We start from the raw sequence: 21,030 nt of genomic DNA, 5'->3' as shown, positions 1-21,030 counted from the left end.
TCGTCCCACCGCGACGCGGGGAGCGTATGTTCTTTATCCCCCACCCCGGCGTCCCTTTGGCCCGGGGGGGAAGTTTTTCTCCCCCCCCCCGCCGCCCCCCCCCCCCCCCCCCCGCCGCAGTACCCGGCGGACGGCGGCGTCAAGCTGTCGGCGGCGTGGTTGATCGAGCGCGCCGGCTTCGCCAAGGGGTACCCCGGGCCGGGGAACCGCGTCTCGCTGTCGACCAAGCACACCCTCGCGCTGACCAACCGCGGCGAAGCGACAACGGAAGACCTGCTGGCCCTGGCCCGCGAGGTGCGCGACGGCGTTTTCGAGCGCTTCGGCGTCCGGCTGCACCCCGAACCGCTCCTGATCAACTGCGTCATTTGAGCCGAACCGGGCAACCTGGACGTGTATGAGACGTCTTTGTCGACAAAGGCGTCACCACCTGATCGGTTGGTCTTTACCTTTCAGCGGGTAACGTCAGCTGGGTTACCAGCGCTAAGGGCGTGTGTGCCCGCTGGTCGGCGGGGGATACTCAGGAGGTTTCGGTGATCGAACGGCGCATGGTCTTCAAGGCCGCACTCGCGGCCGGGGCCGCCCTGGTGGCCGCGGCGTGTTCGAGCACCAACGACGGCACCGCGCTGCCCACCGGAGCGGCGGGCGCCGACGGCGAGGGCAACGCCCAGCCCGTGGCGAAGTTCACGGCCGAGCCCGCCGTGGACGCCAAGGACGCCTCCGTCCTCAAGCCGGTCGTCCTCAAGGTCGCCGACGGCAAGCTCACCGAGTGCAAGGTGACCGCCGACGGCGGCAAGGACGTCAAGGGCGAGACCGCGCCGGACGGCCTCAGCTGGACCAGCACCGAGCCGCTCGGCTACGGCAAGACCTACACGTACACGGCGAAGGCCACCGGCAGCGACGGCAAGCCGGCCGACTTCACGGGCAAGTTCACCACCATCAGCCCGGCGAAGCAGGTCCGCGCCACGCTCAACCCGGCCGACAACGCCCAGGTCGGCGTGGCCATGCCGATCAGCGTCAAGTTCCAGTCGCCGGTCAAGGACCGCAAGGCCGTCGAGAAGGCGCTGTCGGTGAAGACGGACAAGGACGTCGAAGGCGCCTGGGGCTGGCTGTCCGACTCGCAGGTCGACTACCGGCCGAAGGAGTACTGGCCGCAGAACATCACCGTGAGCGTCGAGGCGAAGCTCTACGGCGTCGAGCTGGGCGGCGGCGCGTACGGCAAGGCCGACGTCACCACGAAGTTCAAGATCGGCCGCAACCAGGTCGTCAAGATCAGCACCCCGGAACACCAGATGCACGTCTACCGCGGCGGCTCGCAGGTCAAGAGCTACCCGTGCGCGAACGGGCTGGACGCCGAGGTCGACCGCAACACCCCCAACGGCACCTACATCGTGATGAGCAAGGAGCCGTCGGCGATCTTCGACAACGCCCGCTACGGCTACACGAACGTCAACAAGAAGTGGGCCTGCCGGTTCTCCAACCACGGTGAGTTCATCCACGAGAACCAGGACAACGCGGCCAACATCGGGAAGGCCAACAACTCCCACGGCTGCGTCAACCTGCTGGAAGCCGACGCCAAGGACTACTTCGACTCCGCGCTGGTCGGCGACCCGGTCGAGATCACCGGGTCCAAGCTGGGCGCGCCGATGAACTCCGACGTCAAGGACTGGAACTTCTCCTGGTCGGCCTGGCAGGCGCTGGGCGCGAAGTAACCGTGCGGACCGAGGTCGTCGGACACGGCGGGGCGCGGCTCGGCCTGCGGGTCGAGGGCGCGGAGAACAGCAGGCCGATCGTTTTTGTGCACGGCTGGGCGCAGTCGTCCGGGTGCTGGGCGGCGCAGCTCGCCGACCCCGCGCTGACCGAGCGGTTCCGGCTCGTCGCGATGGACCTGCGCGGCCACGGCGCCTCCGACGTCCCGGCCACCGGGTACGACGACCCGGTCGTCTGGGCCGACGACCTCGCCGCCGTGCTCGACTTCGCCGGGCCGGACGCGATCGTCGTCGCCTGGTCCTACGGCGGCCTGGTGCTCGCCGACCACATCCGGGTGCACGGCACCGCACGGCTGCGCGGCATCGTGCTCGTCGGCGCGATCACCGAGATCGGCCGCGAGCGGCCGGGTGGCCGCGTCGGTCCGCTGATGCGCGAGCACATGCGCGACATGCTTTCGGACGATCCGGACATCGCGGTCCCGGCGCTCACGGCGTTCTGCCGCGAGATGGCCGCGCGGCCGGTGCCCGGCGCGCAGGTCCAGGCCCTGCTCGGGGCCAGTTTGAGCGTGCCGCCGGCGGTCCGGGCGGCCCTGTTCCGCCGCGACGTCGGCAGCGACCAGGTCCTGGCCGCGATCGACAAGCCGGCCCTGGTCGTGCACGGTTCGGCGGACCGCGTCATCGATCCTTCGGCGGCCGAACACGCACTCGGGAAGATTCCGGGTGCCGTCGGGCGTTGGTTTGCTGAGGGGGGCCATGCGCCCTTCGCCGAGTCCGCGGACGAGTTCGACGCGGTGCTCCGGCAATTCGCCGAAGAATGCTGACGTATTCGGGAGACGTGACCAGGTGACCAGCTCCATCCGGGGGTTCCGTGCTGCGCCGCGAAGGATCGCGGTGCTCTCCGTGCACACTTCGCCGCTCGAGCAGCCGGGGACCGGCGACGCCGGCGGCATGAACGTCTACGTGAGCCAGACGGCGACGGAGATGGCCCGCCGCGGGGTCGAGGTCGAGGTGTTCACCCGCGCGACGTCGTCCGACCAGCCGCCGGTCGCCGAGCTGGCGCCGGGTGTGACCGTCCGGCACGTGCAGGCGGGGCCGTTCGAGCCGCTGAGCCGCGACGAGCTGCCCGGCCAGCTGTGCGCGTTCACCTCCGGCGTGCTGCGGACCGAGGCCTTCCACGAGCCCGGGCACTACGACCTCATCCACTCCCACTACTGGCTGTCGGGCCAGGTCGGCTGGCTCGCCCGCGACCGGTGGTCCGTACCACTGGTGCACACCGCGCACACCCTGGCGAAGGTGAAGAACTCCGCGCTCGCCGAGGGGGACAAACCCGAGTCGCGCATCCGCGTCATCGGCGAGGAGCAGGTGGTCGCCGAGGCCGACCGGCTCGTCGCCAACACCGCCGTCGAGGCGCGCCAGCTCATCGACCTCTACGACGCCGAGCCGCACGCGGTGCACGCCGTGCCGCCGGGGGTCGACCTCGAGCGCTTCACGCCGGGCTCGAAGCACCTCGCCCGCACCGAGCTGGGCCTGCCCGACGACGCCGTGGTGCTCGCGTTCGCCGGCCGGATCCAGCCGCTGAAGGCGCCGGACGTCCTGCTCTACGCCGCCGAGGCGTTGCTGCGACGGCGTCCCGAACTCGCCTCGAAGCTGGTCGTGCTGGTCGTCGGCGGGCCGTCCGGGACCGGGCTGGAGCAGCCGCAGGCGCTGCGCGAGCTCGCCGTGTCCCTCGGCATCGAGGCGCAGGTCCGGTTCCTGCCACCGCAGCCGGGCGAGGCGCTCGCCCGGGTCTTCCGCGCCGCCGACGTCGTCGCGGTGCCCAGCTACAACGAGTCGTTCGGGCTGGTCGCCCTGGAGGCGCAGGCCTGCGGGACACCGGTCGTCGCGGCCGAGGTCGGCGGCCTGCCGGTGGCGGTGCCGCACGGCGTCTCCGGCCTGCTGGTGCCGGGGCACGGCGCCGAGGAGTGGGCGGACGCGCTCGCCGCCGTCGCCCTGCGGCCGGACCGCTGCGCCGAGCTCGGCGCCAACGCCGTCGTGCACGCGCGGCGGTTCTCCTGGCGTCGCACCACGGACGCGCTGCTGGACATCTATGCTCAGGCGACCAGCGCCTTCCGGCACGCGCTGGAACGGCGCGCGGAGGTGGCGGTGTGAGCCTGGACGAGCTGATTCAGTCTACTTTGGACTCCGCGGAGCTGAAGTACGACAAACGCGCGCCGGGCAAGTACTTCGTGACGCTCCCGGGCACGAAGAAGCTCCAGACGAACGCGTGGCTCGTCGACGGCGACCACGCGTTCTCCGTGGAAGCCTTCGTCTGCCGCCGTCCCGACGAGTCCCATGAGGACGTTTACCGGTTCCTGTTGCAGCGCAACGCGAAGCTCTACGGCGTGCACTACACGGTGGACAACCTCGGCGACATCTACCTGGTCGGCCGGTTCGGCAAGGACACGATGAGCGCCGACGAGCTCGACAAGGTGCTCGGGCAGGTCCTCGAGGCCGCCGACGGCGACTTCAACACGCTCCTCGAGATCGGCTTCGCGACGTCGATCAAGCGCGAGTGGGACTGGCGCGTCTCCCGCGGCGAGTCGCTGGCCAACCTCCAGGCGTTCAAGCACCTCGTGGCGCCGGAGAAGCCGCACGAACCGGGCTTGACCGAGTCGTGACCGGACCCGTGCAACGGGGCTGAACCGGACATCCGTCTCACCGCCAGTCGAAACTGGAGGGAGACCAGGATGCGGACTCGATGGAGAACGGCGCTGGCGGTGACGGCGGTGGCGTTCGCGCTGGCCGGCTGCTCGGCGGCGGAAAACCCGGCGTCCACGGCGGACAGTGCCGGAACGGCGCGCGTCCCGGCCGCGCCGCAGCAGGGAACCGGCGGCACCGGCAAGACCGAACAGGGTTCGAAGGTGACCCCGCCACAGGCCGGGGCCACCGACCGCAAGCTTTCCCGCAGTGCCCGGCTGGACCTGACCGCCACCAAGGTCACCGACGTCGTGGCGCAGGCCCGCGGGATCGCGCTGGGCGCCGGGGGCTACACCGGCCAGGAGAGCACGGCCGAGGATTCGGCGACCCTCTCGCTCGCGGTGCCCTCGGACAAGCTCGACGGGGTCCTCGACCAGCTGTCGCACCTGGGTTCCGCGATGGTCAAGCGGGAGCTGGCCACCCAGGACGTCACCGAGCAGGTCGTCGACGTCGACGCGCGGCTGACCACGCAGCGGGCGTCGGTGGAGCGCATCCGCGCGCTGCTGTCCCAGGCGTCGTCCGTGTCGGACATCACGTCGATCGAAAGCGAGCTGACGAGCCGCGAGTCGGCGCTCGAATCGCTGGAGCAGCAACGGAACTCGCTGGCGGGCAGTGTCGCGATGGCGACGGTGGCGATGAGCATCCGCAGTGTCGCCGCACCGCCGCCGCCCGCCGAGGAGCAGAGCACGGGGTTCCTGGGCGGCCTGTCCGGCGGGTGGGACGCGTTCCTGACCTTCGGCGGCGGCCTGCTGACGGTGCTGGGCGCGGTCGCGCCGTTCCTGCTGCTCGTCGGGCCGCTGGCCTGGGGTGGCTGGTGGCTGCACAAGCGCCACCGGGCCGCGCGTCCGGAGCCGGTGCCGGTGTCGACCGAGGTGTGAGGGAGAACAGGCGGGACGGCTCGAGGGAGGGGGGAGTCGCGATCTCGAGCCGCCCCGCTGAAGTTCCCGCCGATCAGGACCCGGTGACGAGGGGGGTGCCAACGGGGCCGGGCGGGCCGCGGCTCGGCAGGGGGGAGACGAGCCGCGGTCAAAGCCCGAAACCGGCCGGGGAGTGCGTGGAATCCGGCCGCTCGGGACTAAGCCAACCTGTCAGATCTCGACCTGTAATCACAAGACTACTCACTAGTCCGTTCGAGTGAATTTACCGCTGAGCGATAACGGTGTGCAGTCCGTTGCCCGGAATTTGCGCGTTGTTGGCACTCGGACTTGTCGAAGAGTGAGGTGTTACTCCGAAGTAACACACTCTGGGTAGGACAACTGGGGAAAACCGCGGACCCTGGGGAGTCACCGGTCGGCGCGGTGGTCCGCTCTGGCAGGCTTGCCTCATGGCTGAACTCGGGACCTTGGTGCTGCTGCGACACGGGCAGAGCACGTGGAACGCGGAAAACCTGTTCACCGGCTGGGTGGACGTGCCGCTGTCGGAGCAGGGCGAGGCCGAAGCCCGCCAGGGCGGCCGGCTGCTGGCCGACGCCGGCCTGCTGCCCGACGTGCTGCACACCTCGCTGCTGCGGCGCGCGATCGCCACCGCGAACATCGCGCTGGACGCCGCCGACCGGCACTGGATCCCGGTCAAGCGCGACTGGCGCCTCAACGAGCGGCACTACGGCGCGCTGCAGGGCAAGAACAAGAAGCAGACTCTCGACGAGTTCGGCGAGGAGCAGTTCATGCTCTGGCGCCGCTCCTACGACACCCCGCCGCCGGCGATCGACCCGAAGGACGAGTGGAGCCAGGCCGGCGACGCCCGGTACGCGAACCTCGGCGACAGCGCGCCGCTGACCGAGTGCCTCAAGGATGTCGTCGAGCGGCTGCTGCCGTACTGGGAGTCCGAGATCGTGCCGGACCTGCGCGCGGGCAAGACCGTCCTGGTCGCCGCGCACGGCAATTCGCTGCGCGCGCTGGTGAAGCACCTCGACGGGATCTCCGACGCCGACATCGCCGGCCTCAACATCCCGACCGGCATCCCGCTGCGCTACGACCTCACCGACGACCTGAAGCCGGTGAAGCCGGGCGGGGAGTACCTCGACCCCGAGGCCGCCAAGGAAGCCGCCGCCGCGGTGGCGAACCAGGGCCGCTGAGCTAGGGCGAGACGACCGGCCGCACGCCGGTCGCCTGCCAGCTCGCCCCTTCGCGGACGACGTCGAGTTCGGCCGTGAAGGGGCGGCTGGTCACCTTCCCGCCTGCGTCGGTGACCTGCAGCGTCGTGAAGAACAGCACGACCGCCCGCCCGCCGGTGAGCGCGAGGACCCCGGCCACCGGGTTCGGGCCGAGCGCGACCTTCGTGCCCGCCTTGCGGATCGACTCGACGTACGTCGCCTTCTTCGCGCGGTAGTCGCTCAGCAGCGGATCGGCGAGGACGGCTTCGGCCCGTGCGTAGCTGCCCTCGGGATCGCCGCTGTCGGTCGTGAAGAGCGCGCCCGCCACCGCGCGGGCGCCGGCCAGCGCCGAGTCGCGCACCCCGCCGGGGCTGCCGTCGTCCGGCTGCGGCGCCGGCGGCGGCTGCGCGGGGTTCACCGCGATGTCGGAGAGCCGCCAGCGCCCGCCTTGCCGGCTCGCGGTGACCGCGACCGTGGCCAGGCCCTGCGTGGCACCGCTGTCCTGCCGGAGTACGGCCAGTTCGCGGATCCGGTCGCCGGAGAACTCCACCGCGGCCGCATCCCGCACCCTCGTGACCAGGAGGACCGGCTGCGGGCTCTTCCGCACCGCGTCGAACAACGTCGTGAGCTGGTCCTTCGCCGCGCCGGTGACGTTCGCCGCGACGGCCTGGTCGAAGCCCGCCGGGTTCGCGGAGTCGTAGCTGAACACCGCCTCCACCGCCGTCTTCACCGCGTCGAGGGCCGCGCCCGTGCCCGAGGCGTCGACCAGCGCGAGGTTTCCCGCGCCCGGGATCGGGACGGCCGTGCCCGGGATCGCCGACGAGCACGCCGACGTCGTCAGGACGAGCGCCAGGAGCAACCGCTTCACAGCAGCCCGGCGTCGCGGGCCCGGGCCCCGGCCTGGAACCGCGAAGACGCGCCGAGGAGCTCCATCAGCTCCGCCACCCGCCGCCGGTAGGTCCGCAGGCCGACCCCGAGGACGCGGGCCGCCGTCTCGTCCTTGCAGCCGGAGGCCAGCTGCTCGAGGATCTCCCGCGCGCCCAGCTCGGTGAACCGCGCCTGGTAGGACGCGAGGTCCGTGGCGCCGGCCCAGGCCGCCTCGAACAGCGACTGGATGCCCTGGACCAGCTCCGGGCTGCTGACGACGGTGTAGCTGCGCACGCCGCCGACGTTGTCGCCCGCGACGATCGCGATCCGGCGGTCGAGCAGGATCGTCTCGTTGACCTCGCGCTCGGTGATCCGGATGCGCGCGCCGTGCGAGGCCATGAACCGCAGGTGCTCGGCCAGCGCCGGGTCGAACAGGACGCCGGGCAGGTACATCTTGCGCACCGACGTGGTGCGCACCGCCTGCTCCCGCTCCGGCATCGTCGGGTGCGCCACCGACCACGTGTGCAGGTCGCGGGCCGCGCACGAGACCTCCGTCGCGGTCGCGAACAGGTGCTTGGTGCGCTCGAACAGCTCGGCCTCGCCGCGCACCACGACGACGTCACTGACTCTCTCCACGCATTCCAGTGTGGCAGCAAATTGCCAAAACGGGTGGTCGCGAGTCCGCGCCGGAAAGCTGGAGCCATGACCACGAACACCCTTCCCGCCGCCGCGGCGGGCACCTGGAAGCTCGGCTCCTTCGAAGTCAACCGGCTCGGTTTCGGCGCGATGCGCCTGATGTCCACTTCGGACGGTGGCGTCCGCGACCGCGAGACGTCCATCGCGGTCCTCCGCCGCGCCGTCGAGCTCGGCGTCAACCACATCGACACCGCGGTGTTCTACTTCGCCGGTCCGCGGTCGGCGAACGAGCTGATCAACAGCGCGCTGTCGCCGTACGACGACCTGACGATCACCACCAAGGTCGGCCCGGGCCGCGACTTCACCGGCGCGTTCTACACCGCCCGGCCCGAGCAGCTGCGGGCCCAGGTCGAGGAGAACCTCCGCGAACTGGGTCTGGACCACCTCGACATCGCGAACTACCGGATCGGCGAAGGCCTCGACCGCGGCGAGGGCTCCCTCGCCGACGGTTTCGGTGCACTCGCCGAACTGCGCGAGGAGGGGCTGATCCGCGAGCTGGGCATTTCCAACGTCGCTCCCGGGCACCTGACCGAGGCGCTGGAAATCGCGCCGGTCGTCTGCGTCCAGAACCAGTACGGCCTCACCGCGCGGCGCGAAGACGACGAAATCGTCCGGATGTGCGCCGAACGGGGGATCGCGTTCGTGCCGTTCTTCGCCGTCGCGAGCGGGACCGGGGAGGACGCGCGGGTCGCGGAAGTCGCGCGCCGCCACGACGTCACCCCGGCGCAGGTGCGGCTCGCCTGGACGCTGCACCAGGGCCCGCACGTGCTCGCCATTCCCGGCACGGGCGACGTCGCGCACCTGGAACAGAACGTCGCGGCGGCCGCGCTGGAGCTCACGGAAGACGATTTGAAAACCCTCGGGTGATTCACCCGGAATGTCTCGCCGGGGAATCGATCGGGTGAACGCCGGTTGAAGCACCGGCGAACATGTCCTCCCCAGATGTCGCGGTGCTCACGACAAGGCGGACAACGCTAGGCCGAAGGACCACATCACAGCTTACGATCGGGCTGTGACCACGCCTGTTTCACTCGCACTGGCCATCGGAGCCCTGGTGGCCGGTGCGGTGGTCGGTTTCCTCCTCGCGCGGGCACGAACCCGGCGCGAAGAGGCCCGGCCGCCGGGGCCGACCGTCGCGGAGCTCCTCGAACGGCTGATCCGGTCGTCCAACAACGGCGTTGTCGTGCTCAACAAGTTCGGCGACATGGTGCTGCACAACCCGCGCGCCTACGAGCTGGGCCTGGTGAAGGTCAACCAGGCCGACCCGCGGGCCCGCAAGGCCGCCGAGCAGGTCGTCGAGACCGACGAGCCGATGGAGATCGACCTGTCGCCGCTCGAAGCGCGCGGCCGCCAGCCGGAAGCGGTGCTCGGCCAGGTCCGGCCGCTCGGGGACGGCTTCACCGTCGTCGAGGCCGTCGACCACTCCGAGGCCATCCGGCTCGAAGCCGTGCGCCGCGACTTCGTCGCGAACGTCAGCCACGAGCTCAAGACGCCGGTGGGCGCGATCGCGCTGCTCACCGAGGCCGTTCTCGACGCCGCCGAGGACGTCGAGGAGGTCCGTCGCTTCGGCGGCAAGATCCTCCGGGAGTCCACCCGGCTCGGCCAGCTCGTCACCGAGCTGATCGCGCTGTCGCGGCTGCAGGGCGCCGAACGGCTGCCGGACCTCAACGTCGTCGAGGTCGACGCGGTCGTCCGCGAGTCGCTCGGCCGGACGACGCTGTCGGCCGAGTCGGCCGACATCCGGATCACCACCGACACCCCCAGCGGCCTGCTCATCGAGGGCGACCGGACGCTGCTGGTCACCGCGCTGTCGAACCTGCTGGAGAACGCCGTCGCGTACTCCTCGGCGGGCAGCCCGGTGTCGATCAGCAGGCGCCTCGCCGACGGCATGGTCGAGATCGCCGTCACCGACCGCGGCATCGGCATCCCCGAGGACGAGCAGACCCGGGTCTTCGAGCGCTTCTACCGCGCCGACAAGGCCCGCTCGCGCGCCACCGGCGGCACCGGGCTCGGCCTGGCGATCGTCAAGCACGTCGCGGCCAACCACGGCGGCTCGGTCGGGTTGTGGAGCCGGCCCGGCACGGGCTCGACGTTCACCCTCCGCATCCCCGCGCACGTCCGGCCGGAGCCGGCCCCCGAGCCGGCCAAGCCCGGCAAGCAGACCTCGCCGGCACCACGGCAGGAGAAGACCCCCGAGCGCACCCCGAGGCTCGTGGTTACCGGGCAGGACAGCCCAGATCATGGAGGAAACCTGTGACCAGGGTTCTCATCGTCGAGGACGAGGAGTCGTTCGCCGACCCCCTCGCCTTCCTGCTGCGCAAGGAAGGGTTCACCGCGGCCGTCGCCGGCACCGGCCAGGCCGCGCTCGAAGAGTTCGACCGCAACGGCGCCGACATCGTGCTGCTCGACCTGATGCTGCCGGGGATGAGCGGCACCGACGTCTGCAAGCAGCTGCGTCAGCGCTCCGCCGTGCCGGTGATCATGGTGACCGCGCGGGACAGCGAGATCGACAAGGTCGTCGGGCTGGAGCTCGGTGCGGATGATTATGTCACCAAGCCGTACTCGGCTCGGGAGTTGATCGCGCGGGTTCGGGCTGTGCTGCGGCGGGGTGGTGAGCCGGGGGCTGAGGGGGAGCTGGCTCCGCTTGTGCTGTCCGCCGGGCCGGTTCGGATGGATGTCGAGCGGCATGTTGTGACGGTGGATGGGGCTGAGGTTTCGCTGCCGTTGAAGGAGTTCGATCTGCTGGAGTATCTGCTTCGGAATGTGGGGCGGGTGCTGACTCGGGGGCAGCTGATCGACCGGGTTTGGGGCGCGGACTACGTTGGGGATACCAAGACTTTGGATGTCCATGTGAAGCGGTTGCGGTCGAAGATCGAGCCGGATCCTGGGTCTCCTCGGCATCTCGTGACTGTGCGGGGGTTGGGGTACAAGTTCGAGACGTAGGCCCTAGGGCGTCGCGTTTGTGGGCTGCCGCCTTCCAGGGACTGTCCTCGCCGGACGGGCAGGCTCTGGGATGACCCCTGGGTTTGTTCCTTTGTCTCGCCTTTGTGTTGTGGGCGCGGTTGGTCATCCCGTCGCCTGATTGAGGCCTATCACTTTGAGCCGGGCCCGCAAGCTTGGGCTCTTTGCCCTCTTTGCGCTTGGGGTTGCGGGCCCGGCTCAAAGTGATTTTTTCGGCCTCAGGCGACGGGATGACCAGCCGCTCCTTTGTCTGGGTCCCTTGCTCTTGGGGTCCTTTTTGGGCGGTTTTCTTGCGTGGGAGGCGCGCCGGGGTGGGGTTGTACCGAGTGTTTTCGGTTACAAGTTCGAGACCTGGGGCTGGGGCCGGTACCCTGGACCCCCGTGCGCCTAGGGGTACTCGACGTCGGTTCCAACACCGTCCACCTGCTCGTGGTCGACGCCCACCGGGGCGCCCACCCGACGCCGATGCATTCCGAAAAGTCCGTGCTGCGGCTGGCCGAGCGGATCACCCGGACCGGGGACCTCAGCCGCGCCGGGGCCGACGAGCTCGTAACCGCCGTCGAATCCGCCAAGGAAGCCGCTGCCCGGCTCGGCTGTGAAGAGCTGATGGCCTTCGCCACCTCCGCCGTCCGCGAAGCGAAGAACTCCGCCAAGGTGCTGGCCCGCGTGGCCGAGGAAACCGGCGTTGAGCTGCAGGTTCTCTCCGGGATCGACGAGGCGCGGCTCACCTTCCTCGCCGTGCGGCGGTGGTACGGGTGGTCGGCCGGGAAGCTGCTCGTGCTCGACATCGGCGGGGGCTCGCTGGAGATCGCCATGGGCCGTGACGAGGAGCCCGTGCTGGCCGAATCGCTCGCGCTGGGCGCCGGCCGGACCACGCGCACCCGCTTCAAGCACGATCCGCCGACGCGCTCGGAGCTCGTCGCCACCTCGGCGTGGCTCGACGACCAGCTCACCGAGCTTGCGCGGAAGGTCACCAAATGGGGTGAACCCGATCGGGTCGTCGCGACGTCGAAGACGTTTCGGTCGCTCGCGCGGCTGACCGGCGCCGCCCCCTCGGCGGCGGGTCCGCGCGTGCGACGTACGCTCACGGATACCGCATTGCGGCAGCTCCTGGCCTTCATCTCGCGGATGCCCTCGGCCGATCTGGCCCAGCTCGAGGGGGTCAGTTCGAGCCGATCGCACCAGCTGGTGGCGGGTGCGCTCGTCGCGCAGGCCACGATGCGGGCGCTCGGATTGCCCGAACTCGAGATCTGCCCGTGGGCTCTGCGAGAAGGTGTCATCCTGCGGCGGCTGGACCATTCCAACGGCGCGGATGAGACTGGAGCCGCCCTCGTGGCGCGCTTCGGCGCACAGGAGGACCGGTGAAAGCAGTCGGCTGGACTTCGTACGAGGAAGACGGGCACGGTGAAGGGGTGACGGACATGCAGAGGACAACGCACAGCGCGCGCTGCGCCGCCGGCGTGCCGTCGGGAACCCGTTCGCGAAGTGCCGAAGACCCGGAGCGCGCAGGGGATTACCAGGTATGACGGACCAGACCGGAGGCGACCAGCCGCAGAAGACCGTGGCTGAGCTGCTCGCCCAGCACGGCGCCCAGGTCGACGGCGGACGCCGTCGCCGCCGGCGCGCGGCCGAGGACGACGACGAACCCGGCACCCCCGAAGCCCCGCCCGGCGCGACCGGCTCGCACCGGCGGCCCGGCGTGAGCGACACCGGCCCGCAGGCGATCATCGACCGCGTGGCCGGCGAAGGCCCGCCCCCGGCGGCGCCGCCCGCGCGGCCGTCCGGACGGCGTCGCGCCGAGCCACCGGCCGCGCCGCCGCCCGCGCCCCGCGCGGTCCCGCAGGACTCGCAGCCGCTGCCGCGGCCGGTCCCGCCGCCCCCGCCGCCGGCCCGGCCCGCCCCCGGTGGCGCCGAGTCCGGTCAGTACGCGCGCCCGCCGCAGCAGTCGGGCCAGTTCGCGCGGCCGCCGCAGGAGTCCGGGCAGTTCGCGAGCCCGCCGGAGCCGCCGCCGGCGCCGCCGCGCGCGCCCCGGCGTCAGCCGCCGCCTCCGCCGCAGGCGTCCCAGCAGCTGCCGACCCCGCCGCCGCCCGCGGCCGAGGAGACCCGCGGGGCCGTCCCGCCGGTCCGCCGGCGCCCGGGCCCGCCGCAGCCGTCGCAGCAGCTGCCGACCCCGCCGCCGCAGCCGTCCCAGCAGCTGCCGACGCCGCCGCCGCAGTCCGGCCCGCTGTCGGCCCGGCTCGACGGCCTCAACGGCACCCCGGACGCCGACGTCGACGGGCCGCCGCCCCCGATGGCCAGCGGCACGTTCTCGACGCCGCCTGCCGCGCCCGGCCGCCCGCGCCGGGGCCCGGCGCGCCGCCCGCAGCCGCAGCAGGAGGCCTACACCGAGCAGTTCTCGGCGGTCCCCGACGACGAGCCGGCGCCGCCCGTCCCGCCCAAGGGGCCGAAGGGCAAGAAGCCGGACGAGCCGCCGTCGTCGCCCGCGGGCCTGGCGAACTGGCGCAAGCGCCGCCAGAAGGAGCAGATGGAGGACACCGAGATCGGCGTCATGCCGGTGGTGCCGACCGATGCTCCGGACGACGGTTACCCCGAGGACGACTTCGAGCCCGACGGTTTCGCGCCGGAAAGCAGCGGCTACCAGGCCGCCTACGACGCGGGCCCGCCGACCGGCACGTACCCGCCGCCGATGCCGTTCGCGCCCGGTGAGCGTGCCTCGCGGGCGCCGATCCCGGACGACCTCGAGCCGTACGAGCGCGAGTTCGCCGACGGGTACCCGGCGGACGGCCCGGACTTCGAGCAGGACGACTACGGCTACGAGCAGGGCGAAGGCTACGAAGACGACGAGTACGACGACGCGCCCGGCCCGGTCGCGGAGCCGGAGCCCGCGGCTTCGCCCGGCAAGGCGTGGCTGGCGCTGGCCGGCCAGCTGGCGCTGGGCGTGGTCGGCGGCGCCGCCGTCTGGCTCGGCTTCAACTGGCTGTGGGTGAACATCCCGGCGGCCGCCCTCGTCGCGGCGCTGCTCGTGGTCGTCGCGCTGGTCTGGATCGTGCGGAAGATCCGCCGCGCCGAAGACCTGCAGACCACGGTGCTGGCCGTGCTGGTCGGCCTGGTGGTGACGGTCTCGCCCGCTGCGCTGCTGCTCGTCGGACGCTGACCTCGAAGGGGACGCGGTGATGCGCGTCCCCTTCGAGGCACGCCCCTGCTTCCCACCCTGCGTGACGAGGCAGGATGGCGCGCGTGACAGACGAGAAGCCGGTGCCGGTCGGCCTCAGCACGGCGTCCGTGTGGCCCCTCAAGGCCGGGTCGGCGTTCGAGCTGGCCGCCGAGCTGGGCTACGACGGGGTCGAGGTGATGGTCTGGGCCGACGCCGTCAGCCAGGACGTCGCAGCCTTGCGCCGCTGGTCGCGCCGCACCGGGATGCCCGTGCTGTCGATCCACTCGCCGTCACTGCTGATCACCCAGCGGATCTGGTCACCCGATCCGGTGATTCGGTTGCGGATGTCGGTCGACGCCGCTGTTGAGCTCGGGGCGCGCACGGTTGTCGTGCACCCGCCATTCCGCTGGCAGCGCCGCTACGGTGACGCATTCGGTGATCTCGTCGACGAGCTGGAGGAGTCGAGCGGGATCGAAATCGCCGTCGAGAACATGTTCAAGGTCCGCCCGCCCGGCGGTTCGAAGAATTCGCGCGTGTCGGCGTTCCGGCCGTCGATCGATCCGACGGACGTCGGTTTCCGGCACTACACGCTCGACCTGTCCCACACAGCGGCAGCCCGGATGGACGCGCTGGCGCTCGCCGAGCGGATGGGGGAAGGCCTCACACACCTCCATCTGGCGGACGGCACCGGCGTCCCGAAGGACGAACACCTGGTGCCCGGACGGGGTGGGCAGCCCTGTGCGGCGCTCCTGGAAAAGCTGGTCAGCAGCGGTTTTGCCGGGCAGATCGTGCTCGAGGTCAACACGCGGCACGCCGTCACCGCGGCCGAGCGCGTGCGTGATCTGGCGGAGGCATTGCTGTTCGCGCGATTCCACCTCGGGTTATAACTGAGCACGTTCCGACAGGACACCACTACTCCCGAGTGCATTTCCGCCGGTCGAACACGTAAAGTTCCGACTGTGAAACCGTCGCGCGCGTTGCTCGTCACCTTCCCGGATTCCCGCACCGGCACGGCGCGTTCGTGAGCGGAATGGACGGCACCGCCGCGTCCTTCGACACGGCGAGTGCGGCGCGGTCGCTGGGGGACGGCACCTTCACCGCGGTGCTGCGTGCGGAATGGGCCATCGGCTCGCACCCGCACGGGGGCTTCCTCCTGGCCCTGCTGGCCAAGGCGGCGATCGCCGCGCTCCACGAACGCGGGGAGCCGCACGCCGAGCCGCTCGTCGTCAGCGCGGAGTTCCTGCACGCGCCGGCGCTCGGCCCGGTGCTGCTGCGCACGGACGTCCGCAAGGTGGGGCGCCGGGCGACGGTCGTCGAGGTCCGCCTGGAGCAGCGCGGCCGCAGCTGCGTCGAGGCGCGCGTGACGACCGGCCGGCTGCCGATGCGGCGCCCGGAGTGGACGGACGTGCCGTCGATGCCCGCCGAGCCGCCGCCGGGCGCGCTGACGATGCCCGAGAGCCCGGAGGGGCCGTTCAACCTGGCCAAGGGCTGCGAGGTCCGCCTCGACCCGGCGACCGCGGGTTACCTGGCCGGGCGCACGGGCGAGCCACCCCGGATGCGGCTGTGGGTCCGGCCGCGCCACAGCCTGGTCGACCCGTACTTCACGCTCTTGGCCTCGGACGTCAACCCACCGGTGGTGATGAACCTGGGCCGCATCGGCTGGGCCCCGACGGTCCAGCTGACGGCGCTGCTGCGCACCCGCCCGGCCCCGGGCTGGCTGCGGGTGGTGGTGGAGTCGAGGTCAGTCCACGAGTCGTGGTTCGACTCGGACGCCACGGTGGTCGACTCCCAGGGGCGGCTGGTGTGTCAGGCGCGGCAGCTGGGTCTCGCCCCGGCCCCGGGCGGCTGAGCGGCGTTTGGCACGCTTTACGCCATGACGGTCATCGCGGTGCTGGGTGCGGGGAAGATCGGCGAGGCGTTGCTCTCGGGGCTGCTGCACGGCGGCCACGAGCCGGACGGCCTCCTCTTCACCGAGCGCTACCCCGCGCGCGTCCAGGAGCTGACCGAGCGCTACGGCATCCGCGGCGTCGAGGTCGAGGAAGCCGCCAAGCGGGCCGATGTCCTCGTCGTGGCCGTGAAGCCGCAGGACATCGACCCCGTGCTCGCCGAGCTCGCGCCCTTCCTCGGTCCGTCGTCGCTGGTCGTGTCGCTGTGTGCCGGCCTGCCGACCTCGCTGTACGAGCGGCGGCTGGCCGAGGGCGTTCCCGTGGTGCGGGTCATGCCGAACACGCCGATGCTGGTCGGCGAGGCCATGAGCGCCATGTCGGCCGGGCGGCACGCCACCGCCGAGCACCTCGCGGTCGTGCGTGAGCTGCTTTCGCACGTCGGCCAGGTCGTCGAGGTGCCCGAGGCCCAGCAGGACGCCGTCACGGCGCTGTCGGGCTCCGGGCCCGCCTACTTCTTCTTCCTGGTCGAGGCCATGATCGACGCCGGCATCCTGCTCGGCCTGCCGCGGGCGCTGGCCGGTCAGCTGATCATCCAGTCGGCCGTCGGCGCGGCGAAGATGCTCGCCGAGTCGGAGGAGCACCCGGTGCTGCTGCGCGAGGCCGTGACGTCCCCGGCCGGGACGACCATCAACGCTATCCGCGAGCTGGAAAAGCACGGCGTCCGCGCGGCGCTGCTCGCGGCGATCGAGGCGGCGAAGGACCGGTCCGTGGAGCTGGGCAAGGCCCACGAGGACTAGGCCCTCGGCCGCCAGTCGTTCGCCCACGTGTCGAGCCGCACCAGCGCCTCGAACAGCGATTTGCCCTGGTCGGTGAGCGTGTAACCCTCGGCGTGGCCGACCAGGTCCGCTTCGCCGAGCTCGCGCAGCCGGGTCGCCAGCACGCTCGACGAGACGCCGTCGCAGCGTTGCTGGAGCTCGCGGAACGTCGGGTTCGCGTCGTCGCGCAGCTCCCAGAGGATCCGCAGCGCCCAGCGCCGGCCGAGCAGGTCGAGCAGCGCCATCACCGGGCGGCCGGTGGCCGAACCGCGGACCGGGCGGCCGGGCAGGGGAGTCGTCAAAGTGCTTTCCTTTCCGAAGCGCCCCATGCTAGCGTGCCGGTCATGCCTCTGAAATCGAAGCAGCCTCGGATCGCGCCCCTCGAGCCGCCGTACGACGCCGCCGCGGCGGCCGCGATCGAGCAGCTCGGCCCGCCCCTGCAGCTGTTCCGCGTGTGGGCGCGGCGCCCCGACCTCGTCGACGCCATCGCGAACTGGGGGCAGTACTACTTCTCGCGGCGCTCGGCGCTGAGCGTCCGGCAGCGTGAGCTGGTCATCACCCGCACGACCGCCCGGTGCGGCGCCGACTACGAGTGGGGCGTGCACGTCGCGACCTTCGCCGCGAAGGCGGGCTTCGACGACGCCCAGCTGCGCTCGCTCGCGGACGGCGGTCCGGCCGACGGCTGCTGGGACGCCGGCGACCGCGCGGTGCTCGCGGCCGTCGACGAGCTGCACACGACGTCGGACCTCTCCGACGGGGCGTGGACCGCCCTGGTCGACGTCGTCGGCGAGGACGGCGCGCTCGACCTGCTGCTCGTCTGCGGCTGGTACCACGCCATCTCGTTCACCGTCCGCGCCCTGCGGCTGCCGCCCGAACCGGGGACCGAGCGCCCGGTTTCGCCGTAATGGGCGATTCCTGCGGTCTTGCACGAGCGGGTGCCCGTGCGTTAGCGCTGGTAGGAGCCCATCTCGGTGACAGGCGTCGCATTAGTCCCACCAGTCCCGCTACTCTCGATAGAGCACGTGCGTGTCGATACCACAGGTGGGGAAGCCTCGTGGCGCGACACGTGTCGAAGGACGCGGTAAACATGTCGCCGAACAAGAAGGAGGATCTGCCGGCAGTCGGGCAGGTCCAGTTCCTGACGGTCGCCGAGGTGGCCACGCTGATGCGGGTCTCCAAGATGACCGTCTACCGTCTCGTGCACTCGGGTGAGCTGCCCGCCGTAAGGGTCGGGAAGTCCTTCCGGGTGCCGGAGAAAGCAGTGCACGAGTACCTCCAGGGCGCCTACTACGACGTGGGCTGATCCGGTCGCCGGGCACGCCGTGGCCAGCGGCGCGCAGCGCTACAACGTGCCCGCCGACCGGCCCGCGAAGGGTCACGGGTAACCTGGAAGACCGCTCGTGCCTGTGCGCTCCACCCGTTGGACGCTGCGCCGGGCAGCGTTACCGACGACGACCTAAGGAGCGCCCATGGGCTCTGTGATCAAGAAGCGCCGCAAGCGCATGTCGAAGAAGAAGCACCGCAAGCTGCTGCGCCGCACGCGAGTGCAGCGTCGTAAGGCCGGCAAGTAAGCCTGCTTGCCCGAGCGTGACCGTGGCCCGTCCAGTCTCTGGACGGGCCACGTCCATGTGGTGGACCCGTCCCCCCGTTCGAGTGTTGTCTTCGTCGCTTTCCGGCGAATAGCGGTTAATAGCACGTAAGACAACCGGGAGCTACCACTGATGAGCGGTAACATCCTAAGGGCGTCCGCGCGATGCTTCCAGTGAGTGCAGGTTCGCGCACTTCGGGTGATCGTCCACCCCCCACACGCCCTACGCCGCAGGGAGTCGTATGCCGTCGAACATCGTGCTCGTGACCGGGGTCGCCGGCGAACTGGGCGGGAAACTGCTCGCCCGGCTGGGCAACAACCCCGACTTCGAACGGGTCATCGGTGTCGACACGGTCCCCCCGGACAAGACGGTCCTGCAGCGCATGGGCCACGCGGAGTTCGTCCGCGCGGACATCCGGAACCCCTTGATCGCCAAGGTGATCAGCACCGCCGAAGTGGACACGGTGGTGCACGCGTCCTGCACCGCGCACCCGGCCGGGCCGGGCCGCCGCACGGCGATCAAGGAAGTCAACGTCATCGGCACCATGCGGCTGCTCGCCGCCTGCCAGCGCTCGCCGCTGGTCCGCAAGCTGGTGGTCAAGTCGACGGCGGCCGTCTACGGCGCCGGCGCCCGCTCGCAGGCGGTGTTCACCGAGGACTCCGAGCTCATCCCGACGTCGACCAGCGGATACGCGAAGGACGCCGTCGAGATGGAGGGGTACGTGCGCGGCCTGATGCGGCGCCGTCCCGACATCACCACGACGTTGTTCCGCTTCGCCAACATCATCGGGCCGTCGACCGACACCGTGCTTTCGCGCTATTTCGCACTGCCGGTCGTGCCGACCGTTTTCGGTTACGACGCCCGGATCCAGCTGCTGCACTCGTCCGACGCGCTGGCCGTCCTGGAGCGCGCGACCCTGGCCGACAAGCCCGGCGTCTTTAACGTCGGCTCGGAAGGGGTACTCACTCTTTCGCAGGCGATCCGGCGAGCCGGCCGGGTCGAGCTGCCGATGCCGCGGACGGTGGTGCCGTCGGTCGGCAAGGTCCTGCGCGGCGCGCGCGTCGTCGACTTTTCCGCCGACCAGGTCCGGCTGCTGAACTTCGGCCGGGTCGTCGACATCACCAAGCTGAAGCAGGAGTTCGGGTACACCCCGCGGTGGACCACGCGTGAGGCGTTCGACGACTACGTCGTCGGACGCGGGCTCCGGCCGGTGCTCGACGGCGGCAAGCTGGCGGGCCTGGCCGGGAAGGTGCTCGTCGCCGCGGCGACGGGGCAGAGCCGGTGAGCAGACCGCACGACTTGGACGGATTCGAAAGCGAGGCTGAGACGGTGGGCGGTGCCGAGGCGCAGGTCATCCCCCTGCACGGGCCGGGCCGGGAAAAGCCGGAGGCCGACCCGCGCGACCAGAGCGGTGACGCTCCGGTCGTCGCGTTCCCGCGCGCGGACCAGCCGGCCCCCGAGCCGCTTTCGGACGCCGCGCGCTCGGCGCTCGGCTTCCTCCGCGACCGGCTGACCGGCGACTACACCGTCGACGAGTTCGGCTTCGACGCCGAGCTGACCGACGCCGTCTTCCTGCCGCCGCTGCGCGCGCTGTACAAGAAGTGGTTCCGCGTCGACACCCACGGCGTCGAGAACCTCCCGCTCGAGGGCGGCGCGCTGCTGGTGTCCAACCACTCGGGCACGTTGCCGCTGGACTCGCTGATGACGGCGGTGGCGGTCCACGACGAAACGGGCGGCCGCCACCTGCGCGGTCTCGGCGCCGACCTGGTGTTCCAGGTGCCGCTGGTGGGCTCGTTCGCCCGCAAGTCCGGCCAGACGCTGGCCTGCAACGCGGACGCGGAGCGCCTGCTGAACCAGGGCGAGCTGGTCGGCGTGTGGCCGGAGGGCTTCAAGGGCGTCGGAAAGCCGTTTTCGTCCCGCTACAAGCTGCAGCGCTTCGGCCGCGGCGGGTTCGTGTCGGCCGCGCTGCGCGCCGGCGTGCCGATCATCCCGGTGTCGGTCATCGGCGCCGAGGAGATCTACCCGAAGCTCGGCGACATCAAGCTGCTGGCGCGCATGCTGGGCCTCCCGTACTTCCCGGTGACGCCGTTCTTCCCGCTGTTTGGCGCCCTGGGCGCGATCCCGCTCCCGACGAAGTGGAGCATCGAGTTCGGCGAGCCGATCGCAACGGACTCCTACGGCCCGGACGCCGTCGACGACCCGATGCTGGTGTTCCAGCTGACCGACCAGGTTCGGGAGTCGATCCAGCAGACGCTTTACCAGCGGCTTTCGCAGCGGAAGTCCGTGTTCCGCGGCTGAGGCTGTGGCTGTGTCGTCGTTCTGATCACGCGTGTCGACTTCCTGATCACGCGTGTCGTCCGTTCAGGCACGCGAGTCGTCCGTCTGGGTACGCGTGTCGTCCGGCGGAGTACACGACCGCGCGGGCCGGAGTCGGCTTGCGGCAGCCGAGATGCGTGATTCAAGGGTCGGCACGTGTGATTGGCGGGCCGACTCGCGTGATTCAGGGGACGACACGCGTACCTGAGCGG

22 protein-coding genes and 1 pseudogene are annotated in these 21,030 nt (G+C 71.1%); 20 read left to right on the top strand and 3 right to left on the bottom strand.

Annotated features, from left to right (window positions below; translation table 11 throughout):
• The 7 genes and pseudogenes from ACZ63J_RS13165 to ACZ63J_RS13135 all read left to right on the top strand — a co-directional run.
• Positions 1–369, top strand: a pseudogene (locus tag ACZ63J_RS13165) (UDP-N-acetylmuramate dehydrogenase); the annotation flags it as partial.
• A gap of 161 nt (positions 370–530) precedes the next feature.
• Positions 531–1,709 (top strand): L,D-transpeptidase, encoded by a 1,179-nt coding sequence (locus tag ACZ63J_RS13160; protein ID WP_465403428.1) that lies wholly within the window; start codon positions 531–533, stop codon positions 1,707–1,709.
• 2 nt (positions 1,710–1,711) lie between these two features.
• Positions 1,712–2,527 carry an alpha/beta fold hydrolase gene (locus ACZ63J_RS13155; RefSeq protein ID WP_465403430.1) on the top strand — a complete coding sequence of 272 codons (816 nt, stop codon included), beginning with the start codon at positions 1,712–1,714 and terminating at the stop codon, positions 2,525–2,527.
• 22 nt (positions 2,528–2,549) lie between these two features.
• The gene (mshA, locus tag ACZ63J_RS13150) at positions 2,550–3,854 is read left to right on the top strand and encodes a D-inositol-3-phosphate glycosyltransferase (protein WP_465403431.1); all 1,305 of its coding nucleotides are present in this window, start codon (positions 2,550–2,552) and stop codon (positions 3,852–3,854) included.
• Complete coding sequence (locus ACZ63J_RS13145) at positions 3,851–4,363, top strand: type III secretion system chaperone family protein (RefSeq protein ID WP_465403433.1); 513 nt, start codon at positions 3,851–3,853, stop codon at positions 4,361–4,363. Before mshA ends, ACZ63J_RS13145 begins: the two co-directional genes overlap by 4 nt.
• 69 nt (positions 4,364–4,432) lie before the next feature.
• Positions 4,433–5,320 (top strand): DUF4349 domain-containing protein, encoded by an 888-nt coding sequence (locus ACZ63J_RS13140; RefSeq protein WP_465403435.1) that lies wholly within the window; start codon positions 4,433–4,435, stop codon positions 5,318–5,320.
• 446 nt (positions 5,321–5,766) lie between these two features.
• Positions 5,767–6,516: a phosphoglyceromutase gene (locus ACZ63J_RS13135; protein ID WP_465403436.1), complete on the top strand. Its 750-nt coding sequence runs from the start codon at positions 5,767–5,769 to the stop codon at positions 6,514–6,516.
• A gap of 1 nt (position 6,517) precedes the next feature.
• Here ACZ63J_RS13135 and ACZ63J_RS13130 read toward each other — a convergent pair whose 3' ends face one another.
• Positions 6,518–7,402: a hypothetical protein gene (locus ACZ63J_RS13130; RefSeq protein WP_465403437.1), complete on the bottom strand. Its 885-nt coding sequence runs from the start codon at positions 7,400–7,402 to the stop codon at positions 6,518–6,520.
• Positions 7,399–8,037 carry a DNA-binding response regulator gene (locus ACZ63J_RS13125; protein ID WP_465403438.1) on the bottom strand — a complete coding sequence of 213 codons (639 nt, stop codon included), beginning with the start codon at positions 8,035–8,037 and terminating at the stop codon, positions 7,399–7,401. The genes ACZ63J_RS13130 and ACZ63J_RS13125 overlap by 4 nt, the downstream gene beginning before the upstream one ends.
• A 66-nt stretch (positions 8,038–8,103) precedes the next feature.
• Between ACZ63J_RS13125 and ACZ63J_RS13120 the strand changes: the two genes are divergently transcribed.
• The 8 genes from ACZ63J_RS13120 to proC all read left to right on the top strand — a co-directional run bounded on the left by ACZ63J_RS13120 (position 8,104) and on the right by proC (position 16,895).
• Positions 8,104–8,964, top strand: coding sequence for an oxidoreductase (locus ACZ63J_RS13120; protein ID WP_465403439.1), 861 nt, complete (start codon positions 8,104–8,106; stop codon positions 8,962–8,964).
• Between the two features lie 145 nt (positions 8,965–9,109).
• The gene (locus ACZ63J_RS13115; RefSeq protein WP_465308340.1) at positions 9,110–10,354 is read left to right on the top strand and encodes a sensor histidine kinase; all 1,245 of its coding nucleotides are present in this window, start codon (positions 9,110–9,112) and stop codon (positions 10,352–10,354) included.
• Positions 10,351–11,040 carry a response regulator transcription factor gene (locus ACZ63J_RS13110; protein WP_125310281.1) on the top strand — a complete coding sequence of 230 codons (690 nt, stop codon included), beginning with the start codon at positions 10,351–10,353 and terminating at the stop codon, positions 11,038–11,040. The genes ACZ63J_RS13115 and ACZ63J_RS13110 overlap by 4 nt, the downstream gene beginning before the upstream one ends.
• Before the next feature lie 399 nt (positions 11,041–11,439).
• Positions 11,440–12,423: a Ppx/GppA phosphatase family protein gene (locus ACZ63J_RS13105; RefSeq protein WP_465403441.1), complete on the top strand. Its 984-nt coding sequence runs from the start codon at positions 11,440–11,442 to the stop codon at positions 12,421–12,423.
• Between the two features lie 157 nt (positions 12,424–12,580).
• Positions 12,581–14,212: a hypothetical protein gene (locus tag ACZ63J_RS13100; protein WP_465403442.1), complete on the top strand. Its 1,632-nt coding sequence runs from the start codon at positions 12,581–12,583 to the stop codon at positions 14,210–14,212.
• A 74-nt stretch (positions 14,213–14,286) separates the two neighbouring features.
• Positions 14,287–15,099 carry a sugar phosphate isomerase/epimerase family protein gene (locus ACZ63J_RS13095; protein ID WP_465403443.1) on the top strand — a complete coding sequence of 271 codons (813 nt, stop codon included), beginning with the start codon at positions 14,287–14,289 and terminating at the stop codon, positions 15,097–15,099.
• A gap of 143 nt (positions 15,100–15,242) precedes the next feature.
• Positions 15,243–16,061, top strand: coding sequence for a thioesterase family protein (locus tag ACZ63J_RS13090; protein ID WP_465403690.1), 819 nt, complete (start codon positions 15,243–15,245; stop codon positions 16,059–16,061).
• Between the two features lie 24 nt (positions 16,062–16,085).
• On the top strand, positions 16,086–16,895 hold the full coding sequence (gene proC / locus ACZ63J_RS13085) for a pyrroline-5-carboxylate reductase (protein WP_465403445.1): 810 nt from the start codon (positions 16,086–16,088) through the stop codon (positions 16,893–16,895).
• Here proC and ACZ63J_RS13080 read toward each other — a convergent pair.
• Positions 16,892–17,215: a winged helix-turn-helix transcriptional regulator gene (locus ACZ63J_RS13080; RefSeq protein ID WP_465341912.1), complete on the bottom strand. Its 324-nt coding sequence runs from the start codon at positions 17,213–17,215 to the stop codon at positions 16,892–16,894. The two genes, proC and ACZ63J_RS13080, sit on opposite strands and share 4 nt — an antisense overlap.
• Before the next feature lie 42 nt (positions 17,216–17,257).
• Between ACZ63J_RS13080 and ACZ63J_RS13075 the strand changes: the two genes are divergently transcribed.
• The 5 genes from ACZ63J_RS13075 (at position 17,258) to ACZ63J_RS13055 (ending at position 20,800) form a co-directional block, all read left to right on the top strand.
• Positions 17,258–17,818, top strand: coding sequence for a carboxymuconolactone decarboxylase family protein (locus ACZ63J_RS13075; RefSeq protein WP_465403447.1), 561 nt, complete (start codon positions 17,258–17,260; stop codon positions 17,816–17,818).
• Positions 17,819–18,000: 182 nt separating this feature from the next.
• Positions 18,001–18,216: a helix-turn-helix domain-containing protein gene (locus ACZ63J_RS13070; protein WP_013222402.1), complete on the top strand. Its 216-nt coding sequence runs from the start codon at positions 18,001–18,003 to the stop codon at positions 18,214–18,216.
• A gap of 166 nt (positions 18,217–18,382) precedes the next feature.
• Positions 18,383–18,484: a 30S ribosomal protein bS22 gene (locus ACZ63J_RS13065; RefSeq protein WP_007030867.1), complete on the top strand. Its 102-nt coding sequence runs from the start codon at positions 18,383–18,385 to the stop codon at positions 18,482–18,484.
• A 259-nt stretch (positions 18,485–18,743) separates the two neighbouring features.
• Complete coding sequence (locus tag ACZ63J_RS13060) at positions 18,744–19,787, top strand: NAD-dependent epimerase/dehydratase family protein (RefSeq protein WP_465403449.1); 1,044 nt, start codon at positions 18,744–18,746, stop codon at positions 19,785–19,787.
• Positions 19,788–19,801: 14 nt separating this feature from the next.
• The gene (locus ACZ63J_RS13055) at positions 19,802–20,800 is read left to right on the top strand and encodes a lysophospholipid acyltransferase family protein (protein WP_465403451.1); all 999 of its coding nucleotides are present in this window, start codon (positions 19,802–19,804) and stop codon (positions 20,798–20,800) included.
• Positions 20,801–21,030: the final 230 nt, after the last annotated feature.

The sequence above is a fragment of the Amycolatopsis sp. NPDC104863 genome, assembly GCF_055582965.1.
The sequence above is the reverse complement of the archived record's forward strand: the minus strand, read 5'-3'. Positions and strand labels throughout refer to the sequence as shown.

Coding starts and splice junctions, on each gene's coding strand:
- ACZ63J_RS13095 (WP_465403443.1), top strand. CDS start 14,287: ATGGCGCGCGTGACAGACGAGAAGCCGGTGCCGGTCGGCCTCAGCACG.
- ACZ63J_RS13090 (WP_465403690.1), top strand. CDS start 15,243: ATGGACGGCACCGCCGCGTCCTTCGACACGGCGAGTGCGGCGCGGTCG.
- ACZ63J_RS13075 (WP_465403447.1), top strand. CDS start 17,258: ATGCCTCTGAAATCGAAGCAGCCTCGGATCGCGCCCCTCGAGCCGCCG.
- ACZ63J_RS13065 (WP_007030867.1), top strand. CDS start 18,383: ATGGGCTCTGTGATCAAGAAGCGCCGCAAGCGCATGTCGAAGAAGAAG.
- proC (WP_465403445.1), top strand. CDS start 16,086: ATGACGGTCATCGCGGTGCTGGGTGCGGGGAAGATCGGCGAGGCGTTG.
- ACZ63J_RS13140 (WP_465403435.1), top strand. CDS start 4,433: ATGCGGACTCGATGGAGAACGGCGCTGGCGGTGACGGCGGTGGCGTTC.
- ACZ63J_RS13100 (WP_465403442.1), top strand. CDS start 12,581: ATGACGGACCAGACCGGAGGCGACCAGCCGCAGAAGACCGTGGCTGAG.
- ACZ63J_RS13060 (WP_465403449.1), top strand. CDS start 18,744: ATGCCGTCGAACATCGTGCTCGTGACCGGGGTCGCCGGCGAACTGGGC.
- ACZ63J_RS13120 (WP_465403439.1), top strand. CDS start 8,104: ATGACCACGAACACCCTTCCCGCCGCCGCGGCGGGCACCTGGAAGCTC.
- ACZ63J_RS13135 (WP_465403436.1), top strand. CDS start 5,767: ATGGCTGAACTCGGGACCTTGGTGCTGCTGCGACACGGGCAGAGCACG.
- ACZ63J_RS13070 (WP_013222402.1), top strand. CDS start 18,001: ATGTCGCCGAACAAGAAGGAGGATCTGCCGGCAGTCGGGCAGGTCCAG.